Source organism: Clostridium nigeriense, from assembly GCF_050585265.1.
Classification (GTDB): domain Bacteria; phylum Bacillota; class Clostridia; order Clostridiales; family Clostridiaceae; genus Clostridium; species Clostridium nigeriense_B.
The window spans coordinates 138,515-165,221 of sequence record NZ_JBNOOE010000002.1 but is presented as its reverse complement, the minus strand read 5'-3'; the positions used below and the strand labels follow the sequence as shown (position 1 = coordinate 165,221).

The window sequence follows — 26,707 nt, the reverse complement described above, 5'->3', positions numbered from 1 at the left end:
TCATCATACTACTATCATCCTCAATATTTTTCTTGTTATTTTCAATTCATCTATTATACAACATACATGTAATTGCATTTTATAATATTGATTGAAAAACCTAGTATTATTTTTTAATTGAAAGCTTATTTTCCCCACTCAACGCTAAAAGCTTTTTAGAAGCATTAGTCTAACTGGTAATATTCAAAATAAAATAAAAATAGGAATAGATACTTTGGTACATGTGTACCATTGACTATTCCTCTTTATATAATTAAGTTTAGGTCTCTCTAATTAAAAACACTTACTTTAAAATACTTGTACTAATAATATTTAAATTTTCTTTCCAAGTAGCTTTATTTCAGATTTAACTTTGAATAATATAATTTCCATTATCTCAAGTTATAATTTTAACATTTTCAATTTATATACCATTGGCTTCATTTTATCCACTAATTTTTTATATAACTCATTAAAATTAGCTAAATCTTCTTTCATAAATTCCTTTAGAATACCTTTTATTTGATACCACCCAGCATCCCATGTGTTAATATTATATTTAGGGTTATCCTCATTAAATAATTTTCTATATTCGAAGCTTTTTTCTACTATCTCCTTTGCTTTATCTAAAACATCAGTCGCCTCTTTTGAAAAATTAGTTTCCCTCACTAAAGTAAAAGTATACCTATCCCCTCCAAAATTTCTAATATCATTATAAATATAATCATTGTCGTACTTAACTGCTAACTCTCTCATCTCATCTATACCCATAAAGAAAAATTCATTCTTTATGTTATGTATTCTATTCTTATACTCTATTTTTCTCAAAGAGCTTTGATTTGATGATGTATTAAATATTGAATAAATTATTGCATCGTTATTCCATTCCTCATATAACTCATTATCTAAATTAGGCTTAATATATTCATCTTTTTGATTTATCCATGTATATTCTTTACCAGTTACTAATTTTCTAGCTGCAAAATTGGAAACTACTTTCATATAATTTTCTTTAGTTATTGATATTCCATTTGCTGTTGAAGCTGTACTTGATAATAAAAACACATCCGATTTATTTTTATAAACATTATTGCTCACGTTTACATAATATCCCAATGCACCATCTACAATTCTTCCTCTACCCTTCTGCTTTACATTTATTGCACTACTCAACTGTGGAGCATCTTTAGTATTATTCTTTATAACATCTTCTTTTATCCAATCTGAAAATGATTTTTCTAAGTCTAAATTGTAAATAATTTTAGTTCCTATACCAATTATTTGCCCATTTATTAAATCTTTTATAGTATGCTTAAACTCAGTAATATTATTTGATTCTCCACTTTTCCAAATTGAAAAACTTATACCCCACGACTCTTTTACCCCTGAAAAATAGCTTGCTTTAAATAACATTCCACTTTTAAAGTTAAAATTCTTAAAAAAATTTTTTCTAAATCCCTTGTAAGAACTTCCTGACATATATATCGGATTAGAATATATACATATATTTATGTTATTCAAATTATATACTTCTTTAAATTTTAATATCCTATATAAGAACTGAGTTATTAATTGTTGTGAAGATTCTCCCATTTCATCATTTTTCATTAACTCATTGACCTTTGTCTTCGCAACCCCCTCTTTATGATCACCTATCTTTGTACCTGCATTATTTGCTGTTGCATATGGTGGATTAATAAAAAATATTATAGGCTTATTACTTTTTATACTTTTTAATAGTTCTTTAGGTAATTTATATACTTCTTCTAGCAACTCAGCCCCTTGTATTAATTCAATATCATCATTTAAAAAGTCATATTGAAATTTTATTGAATTAATATTATATCTATCTCCTATTCTTAAATCACTTTCATTAATTGTTGAACAGTATAATTCCTTAAACTCATAATCTCTAGTTAAGTTACCTGTTCCCCATGCACAGTCCCAAACAACATATTCTTCCCTCCAATTTTCACCAAATTCTTTCGATATCATATTATGTGCTTCATCTGCCCATATAGTTGGTGTATAAAATTCACCATTGAATCTACGCTTTGTATCATCTATCAACCTATCCGAAATTTCAGTAAACACATCTTTTTCTCTTGATGTATAACGCTTATCAAAATGCTCTATAAATGCTCTATATGCTCTTCCATCTATTTTTATTTCTCTCTTATTAGATAAAACTAATATATTTCTTTTATTTGGGTGAGGGTAACAATCTTCTGGTGAAACCATTAAACTAATAAAAACATAAACTAAATCATTTACACTATATTTGTTTACATCAACTATCACTTTACATATAAAATAGTCATAAATTAATGGTATATTATTTTCTGTAATCTTAACAAATCTCTTTATATTCAATGCTAACTCTTTTATCTTATCAGCTACATCTTTAAATGAGAATGTTTTATCTACTCTAAATATAAATGGATTTATTTCTCTATCTTTTGCTATTTTTAAAACTACTTTAGGATTTTTATTTGCTGCTTCGGATGGTGCAATACTCCAATCAATATCTTCATACAAATATTTTATAATTGTATTTGTATGAATTACAAAACATTCATCTTTATCACCAACCAATATTATATCTGGTAATATACTATAGTGTATATCTGTATTAAATTTCTTTAAATAATATATAACCTGGATAAGAACCTTTGCCTTCTGGATATCTCTACTAAAATCTTCATCATACTTGAACTCCATAATTAATCTTAAAACTTTAGTTGCATTATCATACTGAATATTTGATTCTATATATCCATCACATTCAAAAGGATGTTCTATTATACTTTTGGGGAAATATGTATTTATCCCCTTTTTATAAACCAATTCTACTTCTTTTTCTTTCTTTGAATTAACTATTTCATTATAAAATTTACTAGTCATCATAACTCCCCTAACTAAATATATTTACTATCATTTGAGTTGTTTTATTTATTAACTAATGTTTGTTAGGTTACATTCTTACTGTTGACTAATTTATTATCTTTAGTTCTCTTTCTTACCATAAAATATATGCATCTATTTTTTTTAAATTCTAAATTTATGCAAACAAAAAAGAGTAAAATTTTTCGATTCTACTCTCCAAGCTTCTTCTCTATGTTTTCCTTATATGTAGCCCCAAATTTATCTTTCCAAATTTGAGTTCCTGATACTTGTGCTCCTAATATAATAGATGCTGCTTGACTACTACTTTTAAAAATAGTATCTTTATTAAATATTAGTATATTATTATGTTTTTTTAATATAGTTAAATCAATTAATTTATTTTTATATCTCACCCTATCTATTGCAAGTGAATTAACATTTTCCTTTATACATTCAGAACCTTTTTTTACTACATAGCCTTCATCATTTATTATTAGTGTAGCTTTGATTCCCTTATTTTTAATATAATAAACTTCATTTTTGTTTTGTACTAAATCCTTATTTTTTATTTTATTTATTGAAATTGTGTTTGGCCTAAAACAATTAAATTCTACTGCTGGTAATATTATTTTTATTTGTTCTAAGAAATAATCCATATCACTCTGATCAGCTTCTGGTAATGATGTAAGCTTATTACTTTGCTGAATATTCTCGACCTCTACATTTCCATATTCTAGACTTAATTGTATTAACTTTGTTTCTAAATACTTTATATGTGCCTTTGTTAACATCTCATCTTTACCAATAAATGCTATACACTCATCAAATTCTTTATTAGAATCTACCAAGTGTTTTTTAAGCCTTGCACTAACATCTTCCCCTTCACCAATATAAATTTTTTCACTATAATTACTATTATTAGATGGCGCCTTTAAAAAGTACACTCCCGGTCTCTTATATTCATCTCTAGTTTCTAACATATTCTCAAGATGAGAAACTGGAGAATATATTCCTCTACCACTCCAATTTCCTATATCTATAGTCTTTGGACCATAATTACTATCATTAATTAAATACATTACTAATTTCTTGCCCATTCAATACCTCTACTTAACATAATATATTGATTATAGTATAGTCGAACATTTAATATATTATACTTATAAAACTGGGCTCCAGGAGAAATTCCCCTGGGGCCCAGTTTTTTACCATATTCATTTAACTTACTTCTATTGCATTATCTTTTATTTCTTTAATAACACTTAATAACTTACTTCTAACATCAATATTATTTTCAAATAGTTCTACTATGTTTCCAACAGTTCTAAAGGGATCTTCTGTTAAAACTCTATTATCATCTATCATTCCATTTTTAACTACATAATCTACTATTAGCTTAATAAAATGTATTTGATTAGAGTTTAGATTTTTATTATTTAAAAACTCTGAAAAGGCTTCATTAGCAGCTTCTCTATCTAAACCTACCATATTCCTAACAAGCTTTGTTATTGGTGTATTACCAAATTCCTTTTGGTAATCTGATTGGTTTCCTAGTTCACTAAACATTATACTTTCTAAATGTTTTATATCTTCTTTAGTTAGCTTTTTATTATTTCTAAGCTTATATATTGCCATTTCATTTTTATGCTCATTTAAATAATGTTCAACCTTTTTTCTATAGTTTTTCAAGTCATTAACATTATAAATTGAAGTATTTTTTTCTTCTGCTATTATTAAATCCTTAAAGTTGGTATAATAAATTATTCGTCCATCCTTTTCTAGATATTTAATAAGCTCTCTTAATGCTTCTCTTACTTCATCAACTTCAAATATATCTGCACTCTCCCAAAAGCTTTCTGTCATAGCTTTTTCAATAACATATTTTTGCTCTTGAATTTGTGGTATTGTTCCAAGCTTTGATAATTGTTCTGCTGTATTTATAACTGACTTAATTCCTCTTGTAGCATTTTTACCTTGAAGATAAGCAAGTTGTATATTATACATAACTAAATCAAATCTTTTTGCTAGTTCATCATCATTTAATGGAGTTATTAAGCCTGCAACATTATCTTTTAATTCAATAACTGAACCTGTATTTAAAGCTTCCCACTCTTTTTCATTTTTATATTTTTGAACATATTTTAAATTCATTTTAACTAAGAAATTTTCTTCATTTAATGCTTTTATACTATTTAAAAGCTCTTCTACTAAATCTTTTCTAAGGTCTATATATTCAGTATCAGAGTATTTTAAATCTTGTAGCTCTTTAATTAATTCAACTTTAACATTAAATAATTTTTCTGTTATTGATTCTATTTTTCCACCTTCAAAGCCTTTAGGATTTACTCTAAAGAATTCAAAGTTATTACAGAAATCGAATATTAAGAACTTTTCTTTATCTTGCCCTAAACCTAATAAATCTTTGCAAAGTCTTGTTCCTCTACCTATCATTTGCCAGAACTTTGTTTTACTTCTTACCTTCTTAAAGAAAACAAGATTTAAAATTTCAGGTATATCTATACCTGTATCAAGCATATCAACACTTACTGCTATTTGAGGCATTTTATTTTTATCTGAAAAATCATCTATTAAGGTTTCAACATAATTTGTATTATAATCTATTACTTTAGCAAAATTACTGCCATACTCTGAATATATAGTATTAAATCTTTCTACTATAGCCTTTGCATGTCTACTATTTTTAGCAAATATTATAGTCTTTCCAAGCTTTTCATTACCTTCAATTCTTAATCCTTCATTCATTAATTTATTTAATACTAAATCTATTGTATTAGCATTAAATAACCACTCATTAACTGCTGAACTACTTATTTCCTTATCTATATTTTCATCATCATCAAAGGTTGCTTCAAATTCTTCTTTTTCTTCTTCAGAAAGCTCATCATATTTTATACCCGACTCCATAATCTCTGTTTTATTTTCTATCGTTGTATAATCAACTAAAAATCCATCTTCTACAGCTTTTTCATATTCATATGCATAAGTTGGTACACCACTTTCAAGGTTAAATACACTATAAGTATTTTTATCTATTTCATCTCTTGGTGTAGCTGTAAGACCTATTAAATAAGCGTCAAAGTAATCAAATATAGCTTTAAACTTTTTATAAATAGATCTATGACTTTCATCTACAATAATTAAATCAAAATGTCCTGGCGTAAATAATCTATTACCATTTTTACTCTTAGTTTCATCTATTGAATTCATCATAGTTGGATAAGTTGAAAATATCATTCTTGATTCTTCTGGATTATCTCTATTATCAAGAAGATTACATAATGGTAAATTAGGCAATAACTTAGAAAAATTGTTTTTTGCTTGTTTCACAAGAGCTTTTCTATCTGCTAAAAACAATACATTCTTTATCCAGTTATGTCTTGAAAGCACATCTACTATTGAAATAGCAGTTCTTGTTTTTCCTGTCCCTGTTGCACATACTAAAAGCATTTTTCTTTGTCTATTTTCAAGTGCTTCACATACATTAATTATTGCTTCCTTTTGATAATATCTATTTGATATTTCATCTTTTATATCTATATTCTTTAATGGAATTTTACTATATATTCTATCTATCATTAATTGAAGCTCTGACTTTTTATAAAAACCATATACTCTTCTTTCTGAATATTGATTATAATCATCATATATATAAGTTTCAAAACCATTAGTAATAAAAATTACTGGTCTTTGTCCATATTGCTTTTCTAAACAATCAGCATATAATTTTGCTTGTTGTTTACCTACATCAGCTTCTTTAGAAACTCTTTTTGCTTCTACTACTGCTAAAGGCTTACCATTATCTCCATATAAAACATAATCAACAAAGCCTTTTTCTGCATTATTAGGCATTCCCTTAACTTCAACTTCTTCAATTACATCTTTTCCTATATCCCAACCAGCTAGCTTTAATTCAACATCTATATATCTTTTTCTTGTTTCAAATTCACTTATTTCATCTATGTTGAAATCGTAATTTAACTTATTTTCTTTTCTTCTTTCAGTTAATTCCTTTATTAAATCTTCATTTTGCTTTCTTATTTCTTCAATCTTTTTATCTTTAGAACTAAGCTTGTCATATAAATCCTTTAACTCTTCAGGTCTTGTTCTTACTTCTTCACCTACATCTAAAAGATCTTCATCAAATTCTTCTGCTGTAAATTCATCTGAATAACAATAATCAATCCAACTTACAAACTTGTGAAGATTATTTAATGATAATATAGCTTCGCCTCTTTTCACACTTTTATTAGTATGAACTGCAACATTACCAAGCTGTATAATGTACTTTATTTGAGGTAACATTTCATAATCTATAAGTTCAATAAAACTATTACTATGTATTAAAGAACTAATATTATCTTGATAAGGTAAAACTAAATCTGAATCAAATGTATATAACCATTTAACAGCTAATTCTAAAGCTCTTCTTGATAAAATTGCAGTTGTAGCTGGACTAATTAATATACTCTTTTCAGCTTCTAAACAAGCATTAGTAAAGCTTTCAAAATTCTTTTTCCCTTTTAAAAAATCAAAATTCCCCAATACTGTCTCCACCCTCTTTTTAATTTAATATAACTTCTATAGCCTCTTCTCCTAAAAACCATTCTTTTACTTCATATTCACTGTATAAAGCACCTACATCACTTTTAACAAAAAACTTAACAGTATAGTCCTTAAATTTTCCATAAAAGTCTTCATTATATTCTGTTGATCCAATACAAATAAGTGCTCTATTTTCTTTCCAAAAAATTTTATTTAATATTTCATTATTTGCATTTAAACATCTTTCATTTATAAATAATCTTACTTCATTATCAAAAGCTCTATACCATTTCATATAACCTTTGCTACCAGCTATTTCTTCTTTTTTTAAATTATCTCTCAATTTTTTCATTATTAAATTCTCCTATTATTATCTACTAAAATCTATTAATTACTTTATTGAAACCCTTGCAATATTAAAGGCAATAAAGAGATTCCTACATCTACACCCTTGTCTGCTATCCATTTAATAATACTATTACAACTTTCCCACTTCTTGCTTTTTCTTTCCTTAGAATTAATTATATTTTCTAATTCATTAACTTTTTCTAATATTTCCTGTATTTCTTGTTCTCTTAAAGAAGTCATTTCCTCTATCTTTTCTCTAACATTATTAAATGTAGCAGATATACTTATTTGATTAACATTGCTATTAGAAAAAGTAATATTAGTTCCAGTCTCTTTCTCATTATTAGAATATCCATGAGCTTTAAAAGCACTTAATTTGCCTTTCAATATTATTAAGTTATGCTTTAAACTTTCTCCTTCTTCATCACAATAAAATTTAGCAGTTTGACTATAACCATATAGTCCATCCCCTAAATTTCGTATATAATTATGATATTTAGCTATTATTCCTTTGTAAAATTCATTAGTATATTTTTCTTCATTAATAACTCTATCTATTTCCTCTATATCATTATCAACCATCTTTTTAAATTCATTATTCACAGTAAACCTCACTAAAATAATTCCCCTTTAAATGCTCTTTGCATTAATGAATTGAAGTTATCTTCCAACTCTTTCAAACTCTTCTCCAATTCAAATTTCAATTTGTCGACTTGTTTGAAGAATTCAGCAAATTCATTTTGTTTATCAATTGGTGGAAATATGAACTCTAACTCTGATAGTTGTCCTTTACTTAATATCCCCTTCAATGACATATTGATTGTACTTTGTATATACTTTTGGGATAAATTAAATTGCTGTAACATAAAAAACACATTATTTTTTAATGGTTCAATCCCATTAATTTGTTGATTAAATGTAACTCTTCTATTAGCTATTGCAACATTTCCAATACACTTAATACTACCAGCAATACAAGTCATCAATATACTATTTTTCTCTATACTTCTTCCTACTTTTAAACCCTCTTCTGATAAATATTCTCGAGCAGTAGTTAAGTAAACTCCTGCATCTGTTATATTATCTGATTTAATCCACTCAATATAATCTCCATAATACTCTTCAACTTTTCTTGAAGGAGTATTTCCTGTAATTATATTGCATTCATCAGCTAATTTTTTCTTTTCCCAATTCATGGGATTTGAAACAGGGTCACCAAACATCTCGATAAATTTTGATTTTACTAATTCATCTAATGCTTCTATTTGTTCTTTTCTTTTATTAATTAATTCTTGTGCTTTATCTAAAATATTCACTATTTTCTTCTGAATCTCTATATCCTCTGGGAATATGCAGATAATCTCATTTACCGTTTTAAAATTTACTGCAGGCAATCCTGTTTTTTGTTGATTATTAATTAATCTATTATATACTATTTTTTGAGATAGATAATAATATAAATACTCATTTATTATCAAATTTTCATCTACGGTAATTTTAAATAAATTATTTGCAATAGCTCCAACATATCCTCTTACAACCCTACCAGCATCACCATATCTAATCATAACAACATCTCTATCATTAACTAAATATTTTTCTCCTGGATTATCAATGTATCTAATTTCATCCTTATTTTGAGTATAGTCAATTATCCTTAAAAATCTTACTGAATTATTATTTACAGAACTATATTGTTTATCAATGGCAACTTGTACTCCTTGACTAAAACGTGCAATATCGCCTAACTTTTCTCGTCTCATAACTACACCTCAAGCATTCCTTCTAATTTTTCTAAGCCTTTAGTTATTTCTTCTTCTAAAGTCTTTATTCTTTCTAAAATAACACTTGGAGCATCATATTGTACTTCTTCATATTCCATTTCTTTGTATTTATTTATAGATAAGTCATAGCCATTTTCTCTTATTTCTTCTACTGGTACAAAGAAGCTTTGTTCTGTTCTTTTTCTATCTACTTCTTTATCTAAGTTATTAAATCTTTCTATTATATCTTGAATGTCATTTTCTTCAATTGGATTTCTTTTATCGTCTAAGGAATATCCATCTGCTTTCATATCATAGAACCATACTTTATCTGTTCCACCTGTTCCTGTTTTAGTGAATATCATAATGGCTGTTGATACCCCCGCATATGGCTTAAACACTCCACTTGGCATTGATATTATAGCTTCAAGCTTATGGTTATCTACTATTTCTTTTCTTATTGATTTATGTCCACCTGTTGATCCAAATAAAACTCCATCTGGAACTATAGATGCACATCTTCCACCTGTTTTTAATATTCTTAGGAATAATGCTAAGAATAAAAGCTCTGTTTTCTTTGTTTTTGTTATTTTTAAAATATCTGCTGATACTGCTTCATAATCTAAACTTCCCTTAAATGGAGGATTGGCTAATACTAATGTGAATTTTTCATTATCTGTATTAACTTCAGATAATGAGTCCTTATATTCTATATTAGGATTATCAACCCCATGAAGCATCATATTCATAGCACCAATTCTAAGCATAGTTCTATCCATATCAAAACCATAGAACATATTATTATTAAAGTGTTCCTTTAAGCCTTGAACAAAAAATAAATCATTATGATTCTTTCTTAAATACTCTTGTGATGATACTAAAAACCCAGCACTTCCCATAGCAGGGTCAACTATTACATCTTCTGGTGTTGGCTTCATTAAATTAACCATCATGTCAATTATATGTCTGGGTGTTCTAAACTGACCATTAGTTCCTGCTGTTGCCACTTTAGATAATAGATACTCATATAAATCTCCCTTTGTATCTTTATCCTTATCAAATTTAATATTTTTAATCCCTTCAACTATCTTACTTAGCATGAGTGGAGTTGGAATTTTAAATATTGCATCTCCCATATACTTTGCATAAGCTGACTCATTATTTCCATCAAGATTTTTAATAAAAGGAAATACCTCATTTTGAACTATTAAATACATTTTTTCTGGGCTTCCTTCATTAGAAAACTTACTCCACCTTAAATGTTTCTTATCCTCTGGAAAAGTTCTTTTAAAATCTATACCTAAAATTGAAGCTTCTGCTTCCTTTGTTGTTTCTATTTCATCTAATCCCTTAATAAATAAAAGATATGTAAACTGCTCTATTACTTCTAATGGATTAGTTATTCCTCCAGTCCAAAAAGTTTCCCAAATTTTATCTACCTTGCTTTTTAATTCACCTGTAATCATTTTTATGTCCTCCTAAACTATATACTTATATTTTACTATGGATTAGGACTTTTTTCTATTTATAAATATTCATATAAATTACAGCATATAAATAATACAATCAACTTTTATATGCTATATAACTTTTACACCGTTAATTTTCTTATTTATAAAATTAAATTCTATATTTATAATTTGTACTTTCATTTATAAAAATAAAACCTTATTTCTAAATTTCTATATATCATTATTAGCATAGGATATTATAAATGGTGATGAGCTATAATATAATCTATTATTTATAATAAGTTTATACATATCTAAATTATCAATATTATACTTATAACTAATATCATAGTATTGATTCCATTTTATCTTTTTTTCCACTTCTAACTTTTTCAAAATTTCATTTTCAAATTCAATATTGCTATTAAGTCTATTTACTTTTTCCAGAACTTCTTCGATAGATTTATTCATATCTAACATTACATATCCTAAACCATTTTTTATGCAATAGTTCTTTAATGCATCATATTTAACTAAATTTCTATATTCAAACATATTGAAAATTGGTTTTACCTCTATTAAAAATCCCCTTCCATCAGTTAATTTACATATAATATCAGGATAATACTTCCTTTCATTTTTTTCTCCATAATTTATAATTAATGGCTGCACTTGATAGTATTCCACTAAATTACTTTTTTCTAATATTGTTAAAACATTATATTCAAGATTTGATTCATATTCAATTTCATAATTATTTTTATGGCTATAAAACTTCCCACTAATACCATCTCCATCTGAATTTACATTTCTTTTAGGAGTAACCTTATATAAATCGTTTTGGCCATACTACCTTATTTAATATTCTCTCTTCAAATCTCAAATTAATTTTTTGTTCTTCTAAATCTAATTTTGTTTTTTCTATTTTTAAATCATAAAACTTTCTAACTGCGTTTCTAAGATTAATAAATTCTTTATCATCAAAAATCACTCTCATTATTGTATTATATATACCACTTTTATCTTCATATGCTTCAGCTATTAATATAGCCATTCTATAAACTTTAACTTCTTCTTCATCTCCAATTATTCTTTTTGTAAACTCTCTAAACACCATACTATTAATTTCATTACTTTTTTTATATCTATTAATAATCTTATTAATAGTTTTATTAATTAATTGCCTAACTCTTTCTCTTGTTATTTCATATTTATCTCCTATTTCTTGTAATTTATATCCTTGATATCTTAATATAAAGATATCATATTCTCTTCTATTTTTAGCTACACGCCTTAATAATTCCTCTATAATCTCATCATAAAAATTTTTAACAGTTTTAAATTTTATTGTCTCTTCATCTTTTATATATTTCTTTCCTTTAAATATATCTTCAATATCCAATTTATCAATATTGAACACTTCTAAAGCATTCTTATATTTATCCATCATTGTATTTATTTCAAATTTATTTTTTTCTAATTCTTCATTAACTATTTTATTTTCTACAGTTATTTTAACTACTTCCTCCCTATTAATTACCACTTCAGTATTTCTTTCTTTTAGTTCAATAGATATATTATTCTTTCTAAACAATTCTTCAAATAGTTCTAAATTATAATTTTTTTCTTCTAATAAATATCTCTCTTTTAAAAAAGCAAAATCATTTTCCGTAATATTTTCATATTTAATTAATGTTTTTAGTGTGTAATTTATAATCTGTGGTTTATCACTATTAATATTTTTAATTAATATATCTTTTAGTAAATAACACTCTTCTTTATATAAAGGGAATAATTTTCTCACTGCTGATGCGGCCAACCTCTTTTCATTTGGAGTGCCATTCTCTAAATATTTTTTTAGATATCCTATAGCCTCTTTTTTATTACTTTCTCCTAATTCATAAGGAGTCATATTTTTAAAATCAATAATAATCTCCTTATTTTCTTCTTTATATTCATATTGAAATTTCAAATCAACTACATTTTGACTTGTTTCTATTTCTTCAAACATCTTCTTATTTTTCAAATTTAATTTTAATATTTTACTAATACTATTTTTTAATGATTCAAACACTATTTTCCCACCATTCTAAATACTTATCTCCAATTTCATTATACATTATTTTACATGAATTTCAATTTAATACATGCACCATTTTACATTTATTATGATAATAAAAATTTATTTTAATGATAAATAGTAATTATCGCTGAGCAACTCACTTTTTATAGGATTTAACCCCTCCTTAATTCTGAGTGATTTAAAAAATCACTCTTACTATGTACTCTCCTACTAAAGTCCGACTTTCCTCACCCACCTACACTCCACTAATACTCTCATTCTTAAAAAATTCCTAATAAAGTTTGACTGCGAAAAACTCATAAAAATGGTGGTATTGATAAACGCTTTCTTAATTAAACTTTAATCGGATTCTTCTTAAAGTTTAACTTTTAAAAAGCGTTAGATTTAATGGAATACCAAAAAAGAGCTAAGCAATTTTCTTGCCCAGCCCTCTATTTATCAGCATTTAAGCCTTATTATATTTTATTTATTTCTCCTTATTTAATCCTAATCCTTAACTCTTCATCAAAGATGCTCAGTGAAAGTTTCTTCGGAATACTCATTCTTTAATCGGATTAGTTAATGTTTTTTCGGAGATTACACTCCGGTCTTTATAAGCTTAACAATTGCCTCAGCATGTGGTGTGTTTGGGAACATGTCTTTAACGCAGCTTTCAACTATTTTGTATCCTGCTGCTATTAAGACATTTAAGTTATCTACTAAAGTTTTAGGATTACATGATACATATATTATCTCTTTGGCATTGAATTTAATTACATATTCTAATGCTTTTGGATGTACTCCACTTCTTGGTGGATCTAAAATTATTGTATCTGGTTTATCTTTAACATTCTTTATTATTTCTGCTACATCTCCAGCTAGGAATTCACAGTTATTTAAATTGTTTAATTTAGCATTTTCTTTTGCTGCTTCAACTGCTTCTTCTATAAGTTCTATACCAACTACTTTTTTTGCGTTAGCTGCTGCTATTTGCCCTATAGTTCCTGTTCCGCAATAAAGGTCAAATACTACTTTATCCTTTGATTCTCCTATATAATCTCTAACTATACTGTAAAGACTTTCTGCTCCCTTAGTATTAGTTTGGAAAAATGAAAAAGGAGATATTTTAAATTTTAACCCTAATAAATTTTCAGTTATATAATCTTTTCCAAATAATAAGTTAACTTTTTCTGGTACTACTGCATCAGAAAATGAATCATTTTCTGTATGTAATATTGATACTAAATTACCTTTATATTCTTGATTTTTTAATATTTCTACATACTCTGATAAATCAAACTCAACTTGAGTTGTAGTAACTAAGTTAACCATTAACTCACCTGTATTAATAGCTTTTCTTATTACTAAATGTCTTAAATATCCTTCTCTTTTCATTACTCTATAATAAGGTAATCCTTGAGTTCTAAAGTAATCTACTGTAGCCTTAATTACAGTTCTAAAATCTTTATCTACTATTAAGCATTTATCTACTGTAATAATTCCAAAAGACTTTCCTTTCATGTGCATTCCTAGAGTTAACTCTCCACCTTTTTCAAAGTCTCCAAAAGTAAACTCCATTTTATTTCTATATTCCCATTGTTCCTTACTTCCAACTATCCCCTTATAGTTATTAAGTGGTAAGTTTGCTTCTTCAAATAAAGATTTAAATTCTTCACTTAAAAGCTCTAATTGCTTTTCGTAAGTTAAGTTTTGTGATGTACAACCACCACAAATTCCAAAATGCTCGCAAGATGGTGCTATTTCATAATCAGCTCTTTCATCAACAGAAATAAGCTTTAGTTCTGCAAAAGCTTCTCTTTTTTTCTTAACTCTGCCAGTTACAACTTGCCCTGGGAAAGCTCCTTTTACATATATTTTTTTGCCTTCTAAAGTTCCAATCCCAATAGATGGAAACTCTGTTTTATCTATTTTAACCTGTACAGTACTTCCTTTTTTCATTTTAACTCCTAATTAAAATTATTTTAGTATTATCTTTCTTCCTATAGTTTCTTTTAGCTTAGTTGATGTGCAAATTGGTATATATAAAATATTTACTATTATATACATTATTAAGAACATTGGCTCTCTTTCTGCTATATATAGTCCAATAACTTTTAAAATAAGATCAAAAACTATTAATAATAGTAATGAAATAGCTATACTTATTATTTGATCTATTATTCCTGCTAAAAGCTTTTTCAAAAACTTAATACCTTTACCATCTTCTTTGTTTTTTTCATTTTTCTTTTCTGTGGTAACTTCTTTACAGTCAACTCCATCGATTGCTTCAATCACCTTATTTTTTTCTACAACTTCCTCTTGAAATTCATCATTATTTAAATCTTTATTATCCAAAACCTCATCCTCCTAATATAAATTAATTATTTTTTAAAATCATAAGTTTTTGAGTCTATTTTATATAGTAAAAAGTCATTTTTAATAGTTATAGTTTCAACTAATCCATTTAAATTAGTCTCAATAGTTCCATTAGCATTTTGATTTTTAACTATATCTATTATCTTAGCATTTATTTCTGAATAATCCCTTTCGGAATCATTAGTCATAGCTTCTGAAAACGTTGATATAGAAGTTTCTTTTAAATCAAATTTATCTTCATCTTTTATTTGATCTAAATCTAATCTAAACCCTATCTTCAGATTTAAGCTGCCGCTTGCCATATCAGAGCCATAAGTTTTAAATCCATAATACATACTTTCCATTCTATTTGGCTCAGGATTTAAATTATCAAAATAAACGTATTTATCATTAACGCTTACGCCATTGTCATCACTTATCTTTTCTTCTTTAACATATTCTAATCCATAGAATTTAGCAGCTTCTTCCATTCTAGCTGTTATTTCATCATTTAAGGCCGATACTTCATCTCTAGTGTAATCATTTGCCCATTCACCTTCACCAATAAAAGGTTTATCTTCTTCAACAGATCTTGCACTTTGTGCAGTATTACTTTCTTCATTTTTAGCATTAGAAGAAGGACTACATGCTACTAAAGATACAGCCATTATTCCACTTAAAATTGCAATTAAAGTTTTTCTTATCATAATATCCTCTCCTTAGGATGTATAACATACCTATAATATTTTTTCCTTAAATTCATCTTATTATAACATTAAAGATTTTATTTTGAAAGTGCTTGTCACCTAACTGACACATAAAGAAAATGGAGCTATTGCTCCATTCAAAATTAAAAATTTATTTAACTACTTGTGAAACTATTATTGCTATACCTATTAAAGCACCAGCAAGAAAAATTGCAACTGCAATATTCCCCTTTTCTAATTCCTTATTAAAATCAGCTGGTATAATTGCATCAAAAATCTTATAACCTGCTACTAAAACAATAATTCCAACAGCTCCAAATATAATACTTAGTAATAAGTTCATAAGAGCGTTTAAAACAAATTCCATAATATATCCCCCTCTAAAATGCTACTATATACTAATTTTACCACAAAACATATAATCATATATTAAAGATTTGTAACTTTCCTTAAATAGAAATCTGATCCTTTATCTTCTCGAAGGTCTTTGCCCCTATTCCATCAACATTTTTAATTTCTTCTATAGACTTAAATCCTCCGTTCTTTTCTCTATAACTAATTATACTTTGTGCTTTAACCTCTCCAATTCCAGTTATATTCTGTAATTCTGTTAAAGTTGCAGTATTAATATTTATAATTCCATCACTAGAAACTCCTGTGGAAATACTACTGTCTCCCACATTGTTATTTGCATTGTCGTTATTAGGAATAACTATAAGTTCATTAGCCCTAAGTTTTTCAGCTCTATTTATTCCATCTATATTTGCTTCTTCTGTTAAGCCTCCGGCCATATTAATTAAATCCCTAATTATACTTCCTTCATCAATTTCATATACATCTGGATTTTTTACTTCTCCCTTTATTTCTACTGTAATTTTACTCAGAGTATTATTAACTATATTTTCTCCAAAAGTCTCTGTACTTCCACCATCTCCCTCTTCACTATTTATATCATTTTCTTCTACAAATATGTTTTTCATATACTCATCCTTAAATACACTTGACTTATTTATTCCATATAAATAAAAAGATGCTAAAATACAAAATAAAGCTAGTATAACTAATACTATATTTCTTACATTTAGTAAGTCCTTTATTTTTTTATCCATAAAACCCTCCAAATTAATAGTTTATAGCTATAATTATTAACTTATTATTAAGTTTTTAACTGTTTATACATAAATTTTTATAAAAACTAGAATGATTTATATTTTTCTGATAAAATAATTTTGTCTATATGAAAACATTATGTGGGAGAATTGGTATGAAAAAATTTATAAAAAAATTTCTTTTATCCTCTTTAGTTGTAAGTAGTATTTTTACTTCAGTAAGTGGATTTACAGTAAAAGCTACTGAATTACCGCCTGTATATTCAGAAGGTGCTGTGCTAATGGATGGAAGAACAGGAAAAGTGCTTTATTCTAAAAATGAGCATACTCAATATGAGCCTGCTTCTACAACAAAGGTAATGACTGCTTTAGTTGTTTTAGAAAATGTAAGTTTAACAGATAAGGTAACTATAGGAGAAAAACCTCCTCAAGTAGATGGCTCTGCTCTTGGTATCCAAAAAGGGGAAGTTTACACAGTTGAAGAGCTTATGTACGGGCTATTATTAGAATCAGCCAATGATTGTGCTGAAGCATTAGCTGAATATGTTTCAGGTTCTAATGAAGAATTTGCAAAGCTTATGAATGCTAAAGCTAAAGAACTTGGTGCTTTAAATACAAATTTTAAAAATCCTAGTGGTCTTCATGAAGATGGGCATTTAACTACAGCTTATGATTTAGCTCTTATAATGAAAGCAGCATCACATAATGAGGAATATGTAAGAATTTCACAAACAGAATCTTATAAATATGTGAATCAACCATTTTCAGATGGAAGTGAAAAGTGGGCAACCAATAGAAACCAATTACTTAATGAATATAGTGCTTATTATTATGGAAATACTTTTTGTGGAAAAAACGGATATACTCCTGAAGCAAATCATGCCTATACTGCTGCTGCAGTAAATGGTGATCAAATGTTAATTGCTTCATTTATAAATGCTACTGATAAGGATAATTTTTATACAAATATAGGTCCATTATTTGATTATGGATTCGACAATTTTGAAACAATTAAATTAATAAGCGCAAATGATGAACTGGATACATATAAAATTAATGAAGATATTACTATACCATTATTAGCTAAAAGTGATTTTTATTATACTAAAGCTAAATCTGATAAAACTCCTTTATATTCTTTAGAATATGATAAAACTGATATTAGTAAACAAGCAATTAGCCTTGGAGATACGTTATATAAAGTTAAAATAGTGATTGATGGTGAAACTGTATCTACTATAGACTTAATAAGTGGAACTAATAGAGAGTATGATAATAAAATAAAACTTCAAGAAAACTTATTAGAATTTATTAAAAAACCAATGAATATAGCTTCCATAGTACTTGCATTATTTATTTTCTTTATACTTATAAAATTTATTATTTATTTTATAAAAAGAAGAAAGCTTAAAAGAAAATACTCAAAATTTCATAGATATAAAAGTTAAAAGAGGCTATCCCAACAAATAGCCTCTTTTTCTCTTCTTATCTATTTTCTAATTCTTTAACTAATTTATTAATATCCTCTGGTAGCTTTGCTCTAAGACATAAAGGTTCTTTAGTTCTTGGTGATTTAAAATCTAAACCATAAGCATGAAGTGCTTGCCTTTTAATAATATGAATATCATCTTCACTTCCATATAATGTATCTCCCCAAATAGGATTTCCTAAATGACTTAAATGTACCCTTATTTGATGTGTTCTTCCTGTTTCTAATAGACATTCAACTAAATCAGAATTCTTATATCTCTCTACAACCTTATAATGAGTTATACTTCTTTGTCCTCTTTCATCCACAACTCTTCTAATAGTACCTTCTTCTTCAGGTCTATAAATAGGTAAATCTATAGTTCCCTCCATATTTTCCATATGTCCATGTACTACAGCTAAATATCTCTTTTCTACATTATTTAAAGTCATTTCCTTAGATAACTCCATATGCGCATACTGATTTTTAGCTATTATTATAAGCCCTGAGGTATCCATATCTAATCTACTTACAAGTCTAACTATACACTTTTGATTACTTTCCTTAAAATAATACATTAAAGCATTGGCTAAAGTACCACTTTGATGTCTTTTGGTAGGATGAACTACCATATTAGGACCTTTATTAACTACTATTATATCTTCATCCTCATAAACTATATCTATAGGAATATTTTCTGGATCAATATTTTGAGTTTCATCCTTCATTAAATTTATTAGTATATTATCTTTATCTTTTACTATGTAATTCATTTTAACAGCTTTATTATTTACAAATATTCTTTTATCTACAGAAGCACTTCTTATTAATCTAGAAGAAAGTCCAAGTTCTTCTTTTAAATATTCTCTAATTTTTCTTCCATCGTACTCCCTAGTAACTACCTTCTTAATAGTACTCATTTTCCCTCCTATAAAAAGGAGCTGTTTATAAACAGCTCCAAATTATTATTCATTTTACATTAATTTAATAAGTTATAATCATCACCTAATAGTATTACAACATCATAATCCTTATATTCAGATTTACTTATTTTATCAACTTTTTCTATGTCTATATCACTTTTTATTAATTCTCTTAAATCTTTATCATCACTTTGTATTACACTTTTAGATACTGCTGTAGTAGTGTTTCCTACCTCTATATTAGTGTATCCTAATGAAATTAGCTTGTTTTTTGCACTAGATGCTAATCCATCTATCTTGGTTCCATTTAAAACTAAAACTTTTAAATCTCCTCTATTTATAGATGTTATATTATCAGCTGATGATGAATCTCCTGAATTTAGAGCATTAATTAAGTCTGTATTATATTCTTTATCAGCTACTATATAAGATTGACCATATATATATTCTGCTTCACCTTGCAATGTTTTCATCACTATATTAGATGGTCCTATCCTTAATACCTTCATTCCTAATGATATTAATTCATTTGCTGGAATATTGGTATCAACATTTTCACTAATGGCATCTAAAATCTTTGGCGCTTTAAATATTATACTTGGACTTAAGGCTTTATCAATCAACTTACTAATAAATAATTGTTGGTTCTTAATTCTGTCCAAATCACCATTTGCAAGTCCAGTTCCATCATTATTTTCTCTCCATCTAAAAAACTCTTCAGCTTTTTGTCCATCTAGAAGAACAGTTTCTCCTGCTTTAAAGTTTATATGAAGATCTTGCGCCTCGTCATCGTAATACATATCTTGCTCAATAGTCATCTCTACTCCACCAATAGCATCTACTATACTTCTAAAGGCATTATAGTCTATCTCTACAATATAATTAATATTAATATCAAGTAATGATTCTACATGGGTTATAACTTCATCTTCCCCACCTAAGGCATAAGCTGCATTCATCTTCCAATATCTTTGATATTCTCCAGTATCTAAATAAGCATCAACTTCAATTAATGTATCTCTTGGAATTGATACTAAATGAGCCTTCTTTGTATTAGGGTTATAGTTAAATACCATAATACTATCACTTCTTCTAATTGACTTATTAGCTTGATTATCAGTATCCCCTATATCCATTCCCAAAACTAAAATATTTATAGGATCACTTGATGATGCTGGTGCAGTTCCAGTTCCTAATGTATTTGTTTTTAATCCTGATATAAATGAGTAGGCATATATTCCACCACCAAAGATTAAAAGTAAAAATATAGTAAATATAAGTTTTACTATTCTTTTTTTTCTTCTTTTCTTTCTTTTAGCTTCCATAGCTTTTCTTCTTTTTATTTTTTCTTCCCTAGTAAGTGGTCTCTTACCTCTGTTTCCAAGATCTTCTCTGCTATTCCCCATCTTTTAATTCCTCTCTAAGATTTATTTATGAAGCAACAAATAATTTCTTGCCTTAATACTATTTATATCAATAGGAACTCCCTTACTTAACAAGTACTCAATGGTATGATTCAAACCTTGAAGAACTCCATTATCCAAATCTTTAAAACACTCTCTTCTAAGCTTATCTACTCCTGGAAAATTTCTATTTGGTTCGATCATATCAGCCATATAAATTACTTTATCTAACTTACTCATATTTTCCTTTCCAGTAGTATGCCATCTCATAGCACTTAAAATTTCCTCATCTTCAATTTCAAAAACTTCTCTAGCTACTATAGGTCCAACCATACTGTGCCATAGTTCTTGATTTCTTTCTTCATCATAAGTTAATTTTACATTATTTTTATCTAAAATATCTTTTAATTCATATATAGTTTTATTTTTAGCTATATCATGAGCTAAAGCAGCAATTTCCGCTTTTTTTTCATCTACCCCATTTATATTTGCTAACCTTATGGCAGTATCAACTACTCCTAAGGTATGAATATACCTATTTTCCATCAGATTATTTTTAAGGTAGATCTTAATTTCTTCTATACTAAGCATAATTTTCTCTCCTTAAATTTCACTTTATAATTATTTAATATTATTACAATAATTATATATATTATTTTTTTCTATATAACTTAATACTTCTTTTGGTAAGAAAAAGTCAACTCTTTTTCCTTCATCAATTCGTTTCCTAATCATAGATGAGGAAATTTCTAAATCTATTATATCTAAAAAATTAATAGTTGTGTTAAACTTTTTCTCAATTTTATCCTTTTGAATTCTTAAATTTTTCTTATTGTAACCAGCTCTATTAAACACTACAAATTTTGAAAGCTTAAATATCTCTTCTGGACTTTTCCATTCTTCGATATCCATTAGACAATCAGCACCTGTTATAAAGTATAATTCATTATCCTTAGTTTTAAACTGCTTTAAAGTTTCAAAAGTATAGCTGTAGGCTTCTTTTTCAACTTCATATTTGCTTATTTCGAAATCCTCATAATTTTTAATAGCTTCACAAACCATATTATACCTTAAGGAAGCCTCTATAATTTTTTTATCTTTTTTATGAGGCGGATTTCCTGCTGGTATAAATATTACTTTATCTAAATTTAATTGGCTTTTAGCTTCATAAGCTATATACAAATGAGCTAGATGAATAGGATTAAAAGTTCCTCCTAATATACCAATTTTCTTCATTTTAATTATTACCTAGGTAGTTCTATCTTAGGTTTTTTTGAGGATTTTTTATATAAAACTATCTTACTTCCTATTGCTTGAATACCTTCGCATCCTATTTTTTCACATATTGTATTTGATGCTTCCCTAGCAACTAAGCCACTATTTTCAAGCACTTTAATTTTTATTAATTCTCTTGCTTCTAAAGCTTCTTCTAATTGTTTTAAAAAAGTTTCCTCTATTCCATTCTTACCTAATTGAAATATTGGATCCATATTATTTGCAAGTCCTCTTAGGTAAGCTCTTTGTTTTCCTGTTATCATTTTAGTCCTCCTATTTTATAGCACATATTCAAATTCAAAATCATTAAGTCTTACTATATCTCCATCTTCAATTCCCATTTCTCTAAGGTTATCAAAAACACCTTTGTTTCTTAATACCTTATGGAAGTATCTTAAAGAGTCAGCGTCATGTATATTAACTGAGTTTAATAATCTATCTACAAATGATCCATAAACTACATATATCTTATTTCCATCTTCTCCATCTTCAATAGATACATCATAAGTAAATCTCTTTTCTTCTGGGATAAATCTTTCATCTTCACTTATTTCTAAATCTTTAATTGGAATTTCTGAAAGCATTCTACCAGCTTCTTTAATTATTGTCTCTACCCCTGATTTAGTAGCTGCTGACATCTTATATACTTTATCAAAACCTAATTCATTTACTTTTTTCTTAAAGTCTTCATAAACTTCTTCATCATAAAGCATATCAGCCTTATTAGCTACAACTATTTGTGGTCTATCCCAAAGCTTAACTGAATATTTCTTAAGTTCTTCATTTATCTTTAGGAAATCTTCAAATGGATCTCTTCCTTCTATTCCTGATATATCAACTACATGTATTAGTAATCTAGTTCTTTCGATATGTCTTAAAAAGTCTAAACCTAATCCTACACCTTCAGCTGCACCTTCAATTATTCCTGGAATATCCGCCATAACAAAGGCATTTATTCCTTCTGCTTTAACAACTCCTAAATTTGGTTTTAAAGTAGTAAAGTGATAGTTTGCTATCTTTGGTTTTGCTGCTGTTACTGTTGAAAGGAAAGTTGATTTTCCTACATTAGGGAATCCTACTAAACCTACATCTGCTAATAATTTAAGTTCTAAAGTTATCCATCTTTCTTCCCCTGGCATACCTGGTTCTGCAAAATGAGGTGCTTGCCTAGTTGGTGTACAGAACTTACAATTTCCTTTTCCACCTTTTCCACCTCTTGCAATTACAAAAGTATCATCCTTATGAGAAAGGTCAGCTATTATCTTATTAGTTTCAAAATCTCTAATAATAGTTCCCATTGGCACCTTAATATGTAGATCATCTCCATCTTTTCCATAACATTTAGAGCCTTCACCTTTTCCACCAGTTTCAGCCACAAATTTCTTTTTATATTTAAAATCTAAAAGTGTTGTTAAGCCTGGATCAATTTCAAAAATTATGCTTCCGCCTTTTCCTCCATCTCCACCATCTGGTCCTCCTAGAGGAACATATTTTTCTCTTCTAAATGATACACATCCATTTCCTCCGTCTCCAGATTTAACAAATATTTTCGCTTTATCTATAAACATAAAATCACCTATCTTTCATAAATTATTTTAACCTTATTCTTATTATTTCAATCTTTTCAAGGTTTATTATAACATAATTGTAAATATAATATTAATCCTTCTATAATATCAAAATAACCCTACTATATATATCACAATTCATAATATGAATGGACAATTGACAGTGTACAATGGGTAAGGTTTATCCATTGTCAATTGCCCATTTCTTTTTATAAATTTTACAAAATAAAGCACCCTAAACTAGGGTGCTTTATGAAAATAATATTATTCTGCTATTTCTTCAAGATTTACTGGATAAATGCTAACTTTTTTCTTATCTCTACCCATTCTTTCAAATCTAACAATTCCGTCTTCTTTAGCAAATAGAGTGTCATCTCCACCCTTACCAACATTAGTTCCTGGATGAATCTTTGTTCCTCTTTGTCTAACTAAAATGTTACCAGCTAAAACGAACTCTCCGTCAGCAGCTTTAACTCCTAATCTTTTTGATTCTGAGTCTCTACCGTTCTTAGAGCTACCTACCCCTTTCTTGTGGGCAAATAATTGAAGGTTCATTATTAACATACTATTGCACCTCCTCTTTCAACAATCTTATATATTCACTATCTTTTTTACTTCCAAAAGTTAATTTAAGAGATTCAATCAAGCTTTCTATACTTTTTTCAAAAGTCAAAAGTAATACTTGACACTTCTCTATTTCTTGATCTTTAAGATTTGATAAATTTATATGTAAAAATCCATCATTTATCTCATACTTAATCTTAAGCTTTAATACCTCTTCCATACCTATTAAAGTACTTTGAGATAATACAGAAACTGAATTGCAAATTAAATCATAAGCATTTCCACTTTTCTCTATTTCAGCCTTTGAAAGAGCATGACCTTCTATCTTAAATCCAAGTCTTAAATCATCCTTTTTCAAAATCCTAATCTTAATCATGATAATTAAGCTTCGATTTTTTCGATTACTAATTTAGTGTATGGTTGTCTGTGACCAGTCTTCTTTCTGTAGTCCTTCTTTGGCTTATACTTGAAAACTGTGATTTTCTTAGCTTTGCCTTGAGCAACAACCTTAGCAACAACCTTAGCACCTTCTACAACTGGTGTACCAACTTTTAAAGCATCACCATTTGAAACTGCTAATACTTCTGTTAATTCAACTGTTGAGTCAACTTCAGCGTTAAGTTTTTCAACGAATATTACGTCTCCTTCTTGAACTCTGTATTGTTTTCCTCCTGTAGATAATACTGCGTACATTAAAAACACCTCCTCTTATTACGGTCTCGCCAACCGAGGTACAAAGCTCTAAACTTTGTTTATATAAAAACCTCTTATGTGCGGTTTAACATCTGCTATTTTACCATACTATTATGTATATTGTAAAGCAAATTATTCATATTTTTCATATGCTTTTACAAGATATTTTTTTACATTTTCTTTTTGACTATTAAAAATTAAAGGTTCAACTTTATATCCTTCAATTCCATCTACAAAATTTAAATAAATTTCATTATTTAATGAGTTTATATTAGATAAGAATGAAAATTCATCACCCTTAACAAATTCCTCATAATTCTTATCTAATTCAATATAAAAAGAACTTATAGAGCTTTCTTCTTCTGCCTTACTAACTTCATTTCTAATTAATTTTTCTATATACGATAGTTTTAAAACAAAGCCTTCCTTATTACATCTCTTACAGCCTTCCTCTAAATATTCATATATAGATTTTCCTCTTCTTTTTCTTGCAATTTGGACTAAATCTAATTCAGTAAAAGGGAATACTTTAACATTTCCCTTATCTTCTTTTAAGGCTTCTTTTAAAGCATTCATAACTAAAGATTTTTGAGAAAAATCTCTCATATCTATAAAATCTATAACTATTATTCCTGCTAAGTTTCTTAGTCTAATTTGCCTTCCAATTTCCTTTGCAGCCTCTAAATTAGTTTCTAATATAGTTTTATCAAAACTTCTTCCTTTAATATTTTTAGAAGAATTAACATCTATAACATACATAGCTTCTGTTTTATCTATTACTATATTTCCACCACAATTTAAGGCAACCTTCTTATGTCTAAGCTTTAATATTTCTTTTTCAATTCCATAAAAGTCAAATAGGCTTCTACTATTATCATATTTTTCAATAGATATATCACTATTTCCATCTACTATTGAAGAAATTTCTTTTAAATCCTCAGTATTATTTGTAATTATTTTGCAACTAGCTCCTAAGTTTTCAATTATTACTTTGTTTAAAATAATATTTTCTCCATAAAGCTTCCCTAAGTTTAAACTATAATTTAACTTCTTTATAAGTCCTTCAAAGTCTGCTAAAAGTCTATTCTTTTCTTCTATTAAATCCTCATCACCAGCATGTACAGCTTCTGTTCTAATGGTTACACCATAACCAGCAATATCATTAATAATATTTGAAATTCTATCTTTTTCTTCTTGATTATTAATTCTCTTTGAAAAGCTTATTCCACTTCCGCCTAGAGTTAATACCATGAATCTACCTGGAATACTTACATTTTTGCTTATTTTAGCTCCTTTATTGTTTAAAGGTTCCTTTATAACTTCTATTAAAAGTTCATCGCCTTTTTTTATTCCCTGATCTTTTAGTTCATTACTTAAATACATGTAAGCTTCTTTTTCTAGCCCAATATCTACAAAAACAGAGTTTATAGCAGTAACTATATTTTTTACTCTTCCCTTATAAATCTCTCCTATTTTAGGATCTTGAGAGGCTTCTTCAACGAAGCACTCTACAAGTTTTCCATTTTCTTTTATGGCAATTCTTAAAAGCAATTCATCTCTTTCAATGAAAATTTCTCTCATAAAATACAC

At 27.3% G+C, this 26,707-nt stretch carries 25 protein-coding genes; 1 reads left to right on the top strand and 24 read right to left on the bottom strand.

Annotation, left to right across the window (positions count from 1 at the left end; genetic code table 11):
- Positions 1-381: 381 nt before the first annotated feature.
- From ACQPVP_RS02475 to ACQPVP_RS02410, 14 genes are all read right to left on the bottom strand, one after another.
- Positions 382-2,883 carry a hypothetical protein gene (locus ACQPVP_RS02475; RefSeq protein ID WP_430846910.1) on the bottom strand — a complete coding sequence of 834 codons (2,502 nt, stop codon included), beginning with the start codon at positions 2,881-2,883 and terminating at the stop codon, positions 382-384.
- Between the two features lie 191 nt (positions 2,884-3,074).
- Positions 3,075-3,962: a GIY-YIG nuclease family protein gene (locus tag ACQPVP_RS02470; protein WP_430846908.1), complete on the bottom strand. Its 888-nt coding sequence runs from the start codon at positions 3,960-3,962 to the stop codon at positions 3,075-3,077.
- Between the two features lie 121 nt (positions 3,963-4,083).
- Positions 4,084-7,428, bottom strand: a complete 3,345-nt coding sequence (locus ACQPVP_RS02465; protein WP_430846906.1) for a DEAD/DEAH box helicase family protein — start codon at positions 7,426-7,428, stop codon at positions 4,084-4,086.
- Positions 7,429-7,447: 19 nt separating this feature from the next.
- The gene (locus ACQPVP_RS02460; protein ID WP_430846904.1) at positions 7,448-7,780 is read right to left on the bottom strand and encodes a hypothetical protein; all 333 of its coding nucleotides are present in this window, start codon (positions 7,778-7,780) and stop codon (positions 7,448-7,450) included.
- A gap of 44 nt (positions 7,781-7,824) precedes the next feature.
- Complete coding sequence (locus ACQPVP_RS02455; RefSeq protein WP_430846902.1) at positions 7,825-8,379, bottom strand: hypothetical protein; 555 nt, start codon at positions 8,377-8,379, stop codon at positions 7,825-7,827.
- Positions 8,380-8,390: 11 nt separating this feature from the next.
- Complete coding sequence (locus ACQPVP_RS02450) at positions 8,391-9,539, bottom strand: restriction endonuclease subunit S (RefSeq protein WP_430846900.1); 1,149 nt, start codon at positions 9,537-9,539, stop codon at positions 8,391-8,393.
- A 2-nt stretch (positions 9,540-9,541) separates the two neighbouring features.
- On the bottom strand, positions 9,542-11,005 hold the full coding sequence (locus ACQPVP_RS02445; protein WP_430846898.1) for a type I restriction-modification system subunit M: 1,464 nt from the start codon (positions 11,003-11,005) through the stop codon (positions 9,542-9,544).
- Between the two features lie 216 nt (positions 11,006-11,221).
- Positions 11,222-11,662 (bottom strand): hypothetical protein, encoded by a 441-nt coding sequence (locus tag ACQPVP_RS02440; protein WP_430846896.1) that lies wholly within the window; start codon positions 11,660-11,662, stop codon positions 11,222-11,224.
- Between the two features lie 154 nt (positions 11,663-11,816).
- Entirely contained in the window at positions 11,817-13,064 is a 1,248-nt protein-coding gene (locus ACQPVP_RS02435; RefSeq protein ID WP_430846894.1) for a sigma factor-like helix-turn-helix DNA-binding protein, read from the bottom strand.
- A gap of 585 nt (positions 13,065-13,649) precedes the next feature.
- Entirely contained in the window at positions 13,650-15,011 is a 1,362-nt protein-coding gene (gene rlmD / locus ACQPVP_RS02430) for a 23S rRNA (uracil(1939)-C(5))-methyltransferase RlmD (protein WP_430846892.1), read from the bottom strand.
- Between the two features lie 18 nt (positions 15,012-15,029).
- Positions 15,030-15,407, bottom strand: coding sequence for a hypothetical protein (locus ACQPVP_RS02425; protein WP_430846890.1), 378 nt, complete (start codon positions 15,405-15,407; stop codon positions 15,030-15,032).
- Positions 15,408-15,433: 26 nt separating this feature from the next.
- Positions 15,434-16,114, bottom strand: coding sequence for a hypothetical protein (locus tag ACQPVP_RS02420; RefSeq protein WP_430846888.1), 681 nt, complete (start codon positions 16,112-16,114; stop codon positions 15,434-15,436).
- A 151-nt stretch (positions 16,115-16,265) separates the two neighbouring features.
- Positions 16,266-16,481, bottom strand: coding sequence for a DUF350 domain-containing protein (locus tag ACQPVP_RS02415; RefSeq protein WP_430846886.1), 216 nt, complete (start codon positions 16,479-16,481; stop codon positions 16,266-16,268).
- Positions 16,482-16,563: 82 nt separating this feature from the next.
- On the bottom strand, positions 16,564-17,223 hold the full coding sequence (locus ACQPVP_RS02410; protein WP_430846884.1) for a helix-hairpin-helix domain-containing protein: 660 nt from the start codon (positions 17,221-17,223) through the stop codon (positions 16,564-16,566).
- A 155-nt stretch (positions 17,224-17,378) separates the two neighbouring features.
- On the opposite strand from ACQPVP_RS02410, the gene ACQPVP_RS02405 reads away from it, so the two are divergent.
- Positions 17,379-18,671, top strand: coding sequence for a D-alanyl-D-alanine carboxypeptidase family protein (locus ACQPVP_RS02405; RefSeq protein ID WP_430846882.1), 1,293 nt, complete (start codon positions 17,379-17,381; stop codon positions 18,669-18,671).
- A gap of 37 nt (positions 18,672-18,708) precedes the next feature.
- Here the strand turns inward: ACQPVP_RS02405 and ACQPVP_RS02400 are convergent, their stop codons facing one another.
- The 10 genes from ACQPVP_RS02400 to ACQPVP_RS02355 all read right to left on the bottom strand — a co-directional run bounded on the left by ACQPVP_RS02400 (position 18,709) and on the right by ACQPVP_RS02355 (position 26,698).
- The gene (locus ACQPVP_RS02400) at positions 18,709-19,611 is read right to left on the bottom strand and encodes an RluA family pseudouridine synthase (RefSeq protein ID WP_430846880.1); all 903 of its coding nucleotides are present in this window, start codon (positions 19,609-19,611) and stop codon (positions 18,709-18,711) included.
- 59 nt (positions 19,612-19,670) lie between these two features.
- Entirely contained in the window at positions 19,671-21,020 is a 1,350-nt protein-coding gene (locus ACQPVP_RS02395; protein ID WP_430846878.1) for an LCP family protein, read from the bottom strand.
- A 21-nt stretch (positions 21,021-21,041) separates the two neighbouring features.
- Positions 21,042-21,608: a bis(5'-nucleosyl)-tetraphosphatase (symmetrical) YqeK gene (gene yqeK, locus ACQPVP_RS02390; protein WP_430846876.1), complete on the bottom strand. Its 567-nt coding sequence runs from the start codon at positions 21,606-21,608 to the stop codon at positions 21,042-21,044.
- A 30-nt stretch (positions 21,609-21,638) separates the two neighbouring features.
- The gene (nadD, locus tag ACQPVP_RS02385) at positions 21,639-22,253 is read right to left on the bottom strand and encodes a nicotinate-nucleotide adenylyltransferase (protein ID WP_430846874.1); all 615 of its coding nucleotides are present in this window, start codon (positions 22,251-22,253) and stop codon (positions 21,639-21,641) included.
- Positions 22,254-22,261: 8 nt separating this feature from the next.
- Positions 22,262-22,555 (bottom strand): ribosome assembly RNA-binding protein YhbY, encoded by a 294-nt coding sequence (gene yhbY / locus ACQPVP_RS02380; RefSeq protein ID WP_430841594.1) that lies wholly within the window; start codon positions 22,553-22,555, stop codon positions 22,262-22,264.
- Positions 22,556-22,570: 15 nt separating this feature from the next.
- Positions 22,571-23,860, bottom strand: coding sequence for a GTPase ObgE (gene obgE, locus ACQPVP_RS02375; RefSeq protein ID WP_430846872.1), 1,290 nt, complete (start codon positions 23,858-23,860; stop codon positions 22,571-22,573).
- Between the two features lie 264 nt (positions 23,861-24,124).
- Entirely contained in the window at positions 24,125-24,424 is a 300-nt protein-coding gene (gene rpmA / locus ACQPVP_RS02370; protein WP_066895552.1) for a 50S ribosomal protein L27, read from the bottom strand.
- A gap of 1 nt (position 24,425) precedes the next feature.
- A complete protein-coding gene (locus ACQPVP_RS02365) occupies positions 24,426-24,800 on the bottom strand; it encodes a ribosomal-processing cysteine protease Prp (protein ID WP_430846870.1) in 375 nt (124 codons plus the stop codon).
- A gap of 5 nt (positions 24,801-24,805) precedes the next feature.
- Entirely contained in the window at positions 24,806-25,117 is a 312-nt protein-coding gene (rplU, locus tag ACQPVP_RS02360) for a 50S ribosomal protein L21 (RefSeq protein ID WP_066895557.1), read from the bottom strand.
- A gap of 132 nt (positions 25,118-25,249) precedes the next feature.
- Positions 25,250-26,698 (bottom strand): Rne/Rng family ribonuclease, encoded by a 1,449-nt coding sequence (locus ACQPVP_RS02355; RefSeq protein WP_430846868.1) that lies wholly within the window; start codon positions 26,696-26,698, stop codon positions 25,250-25,252.
- Positions 26,699-26,707: the final 9 nt, after the last annotated feature.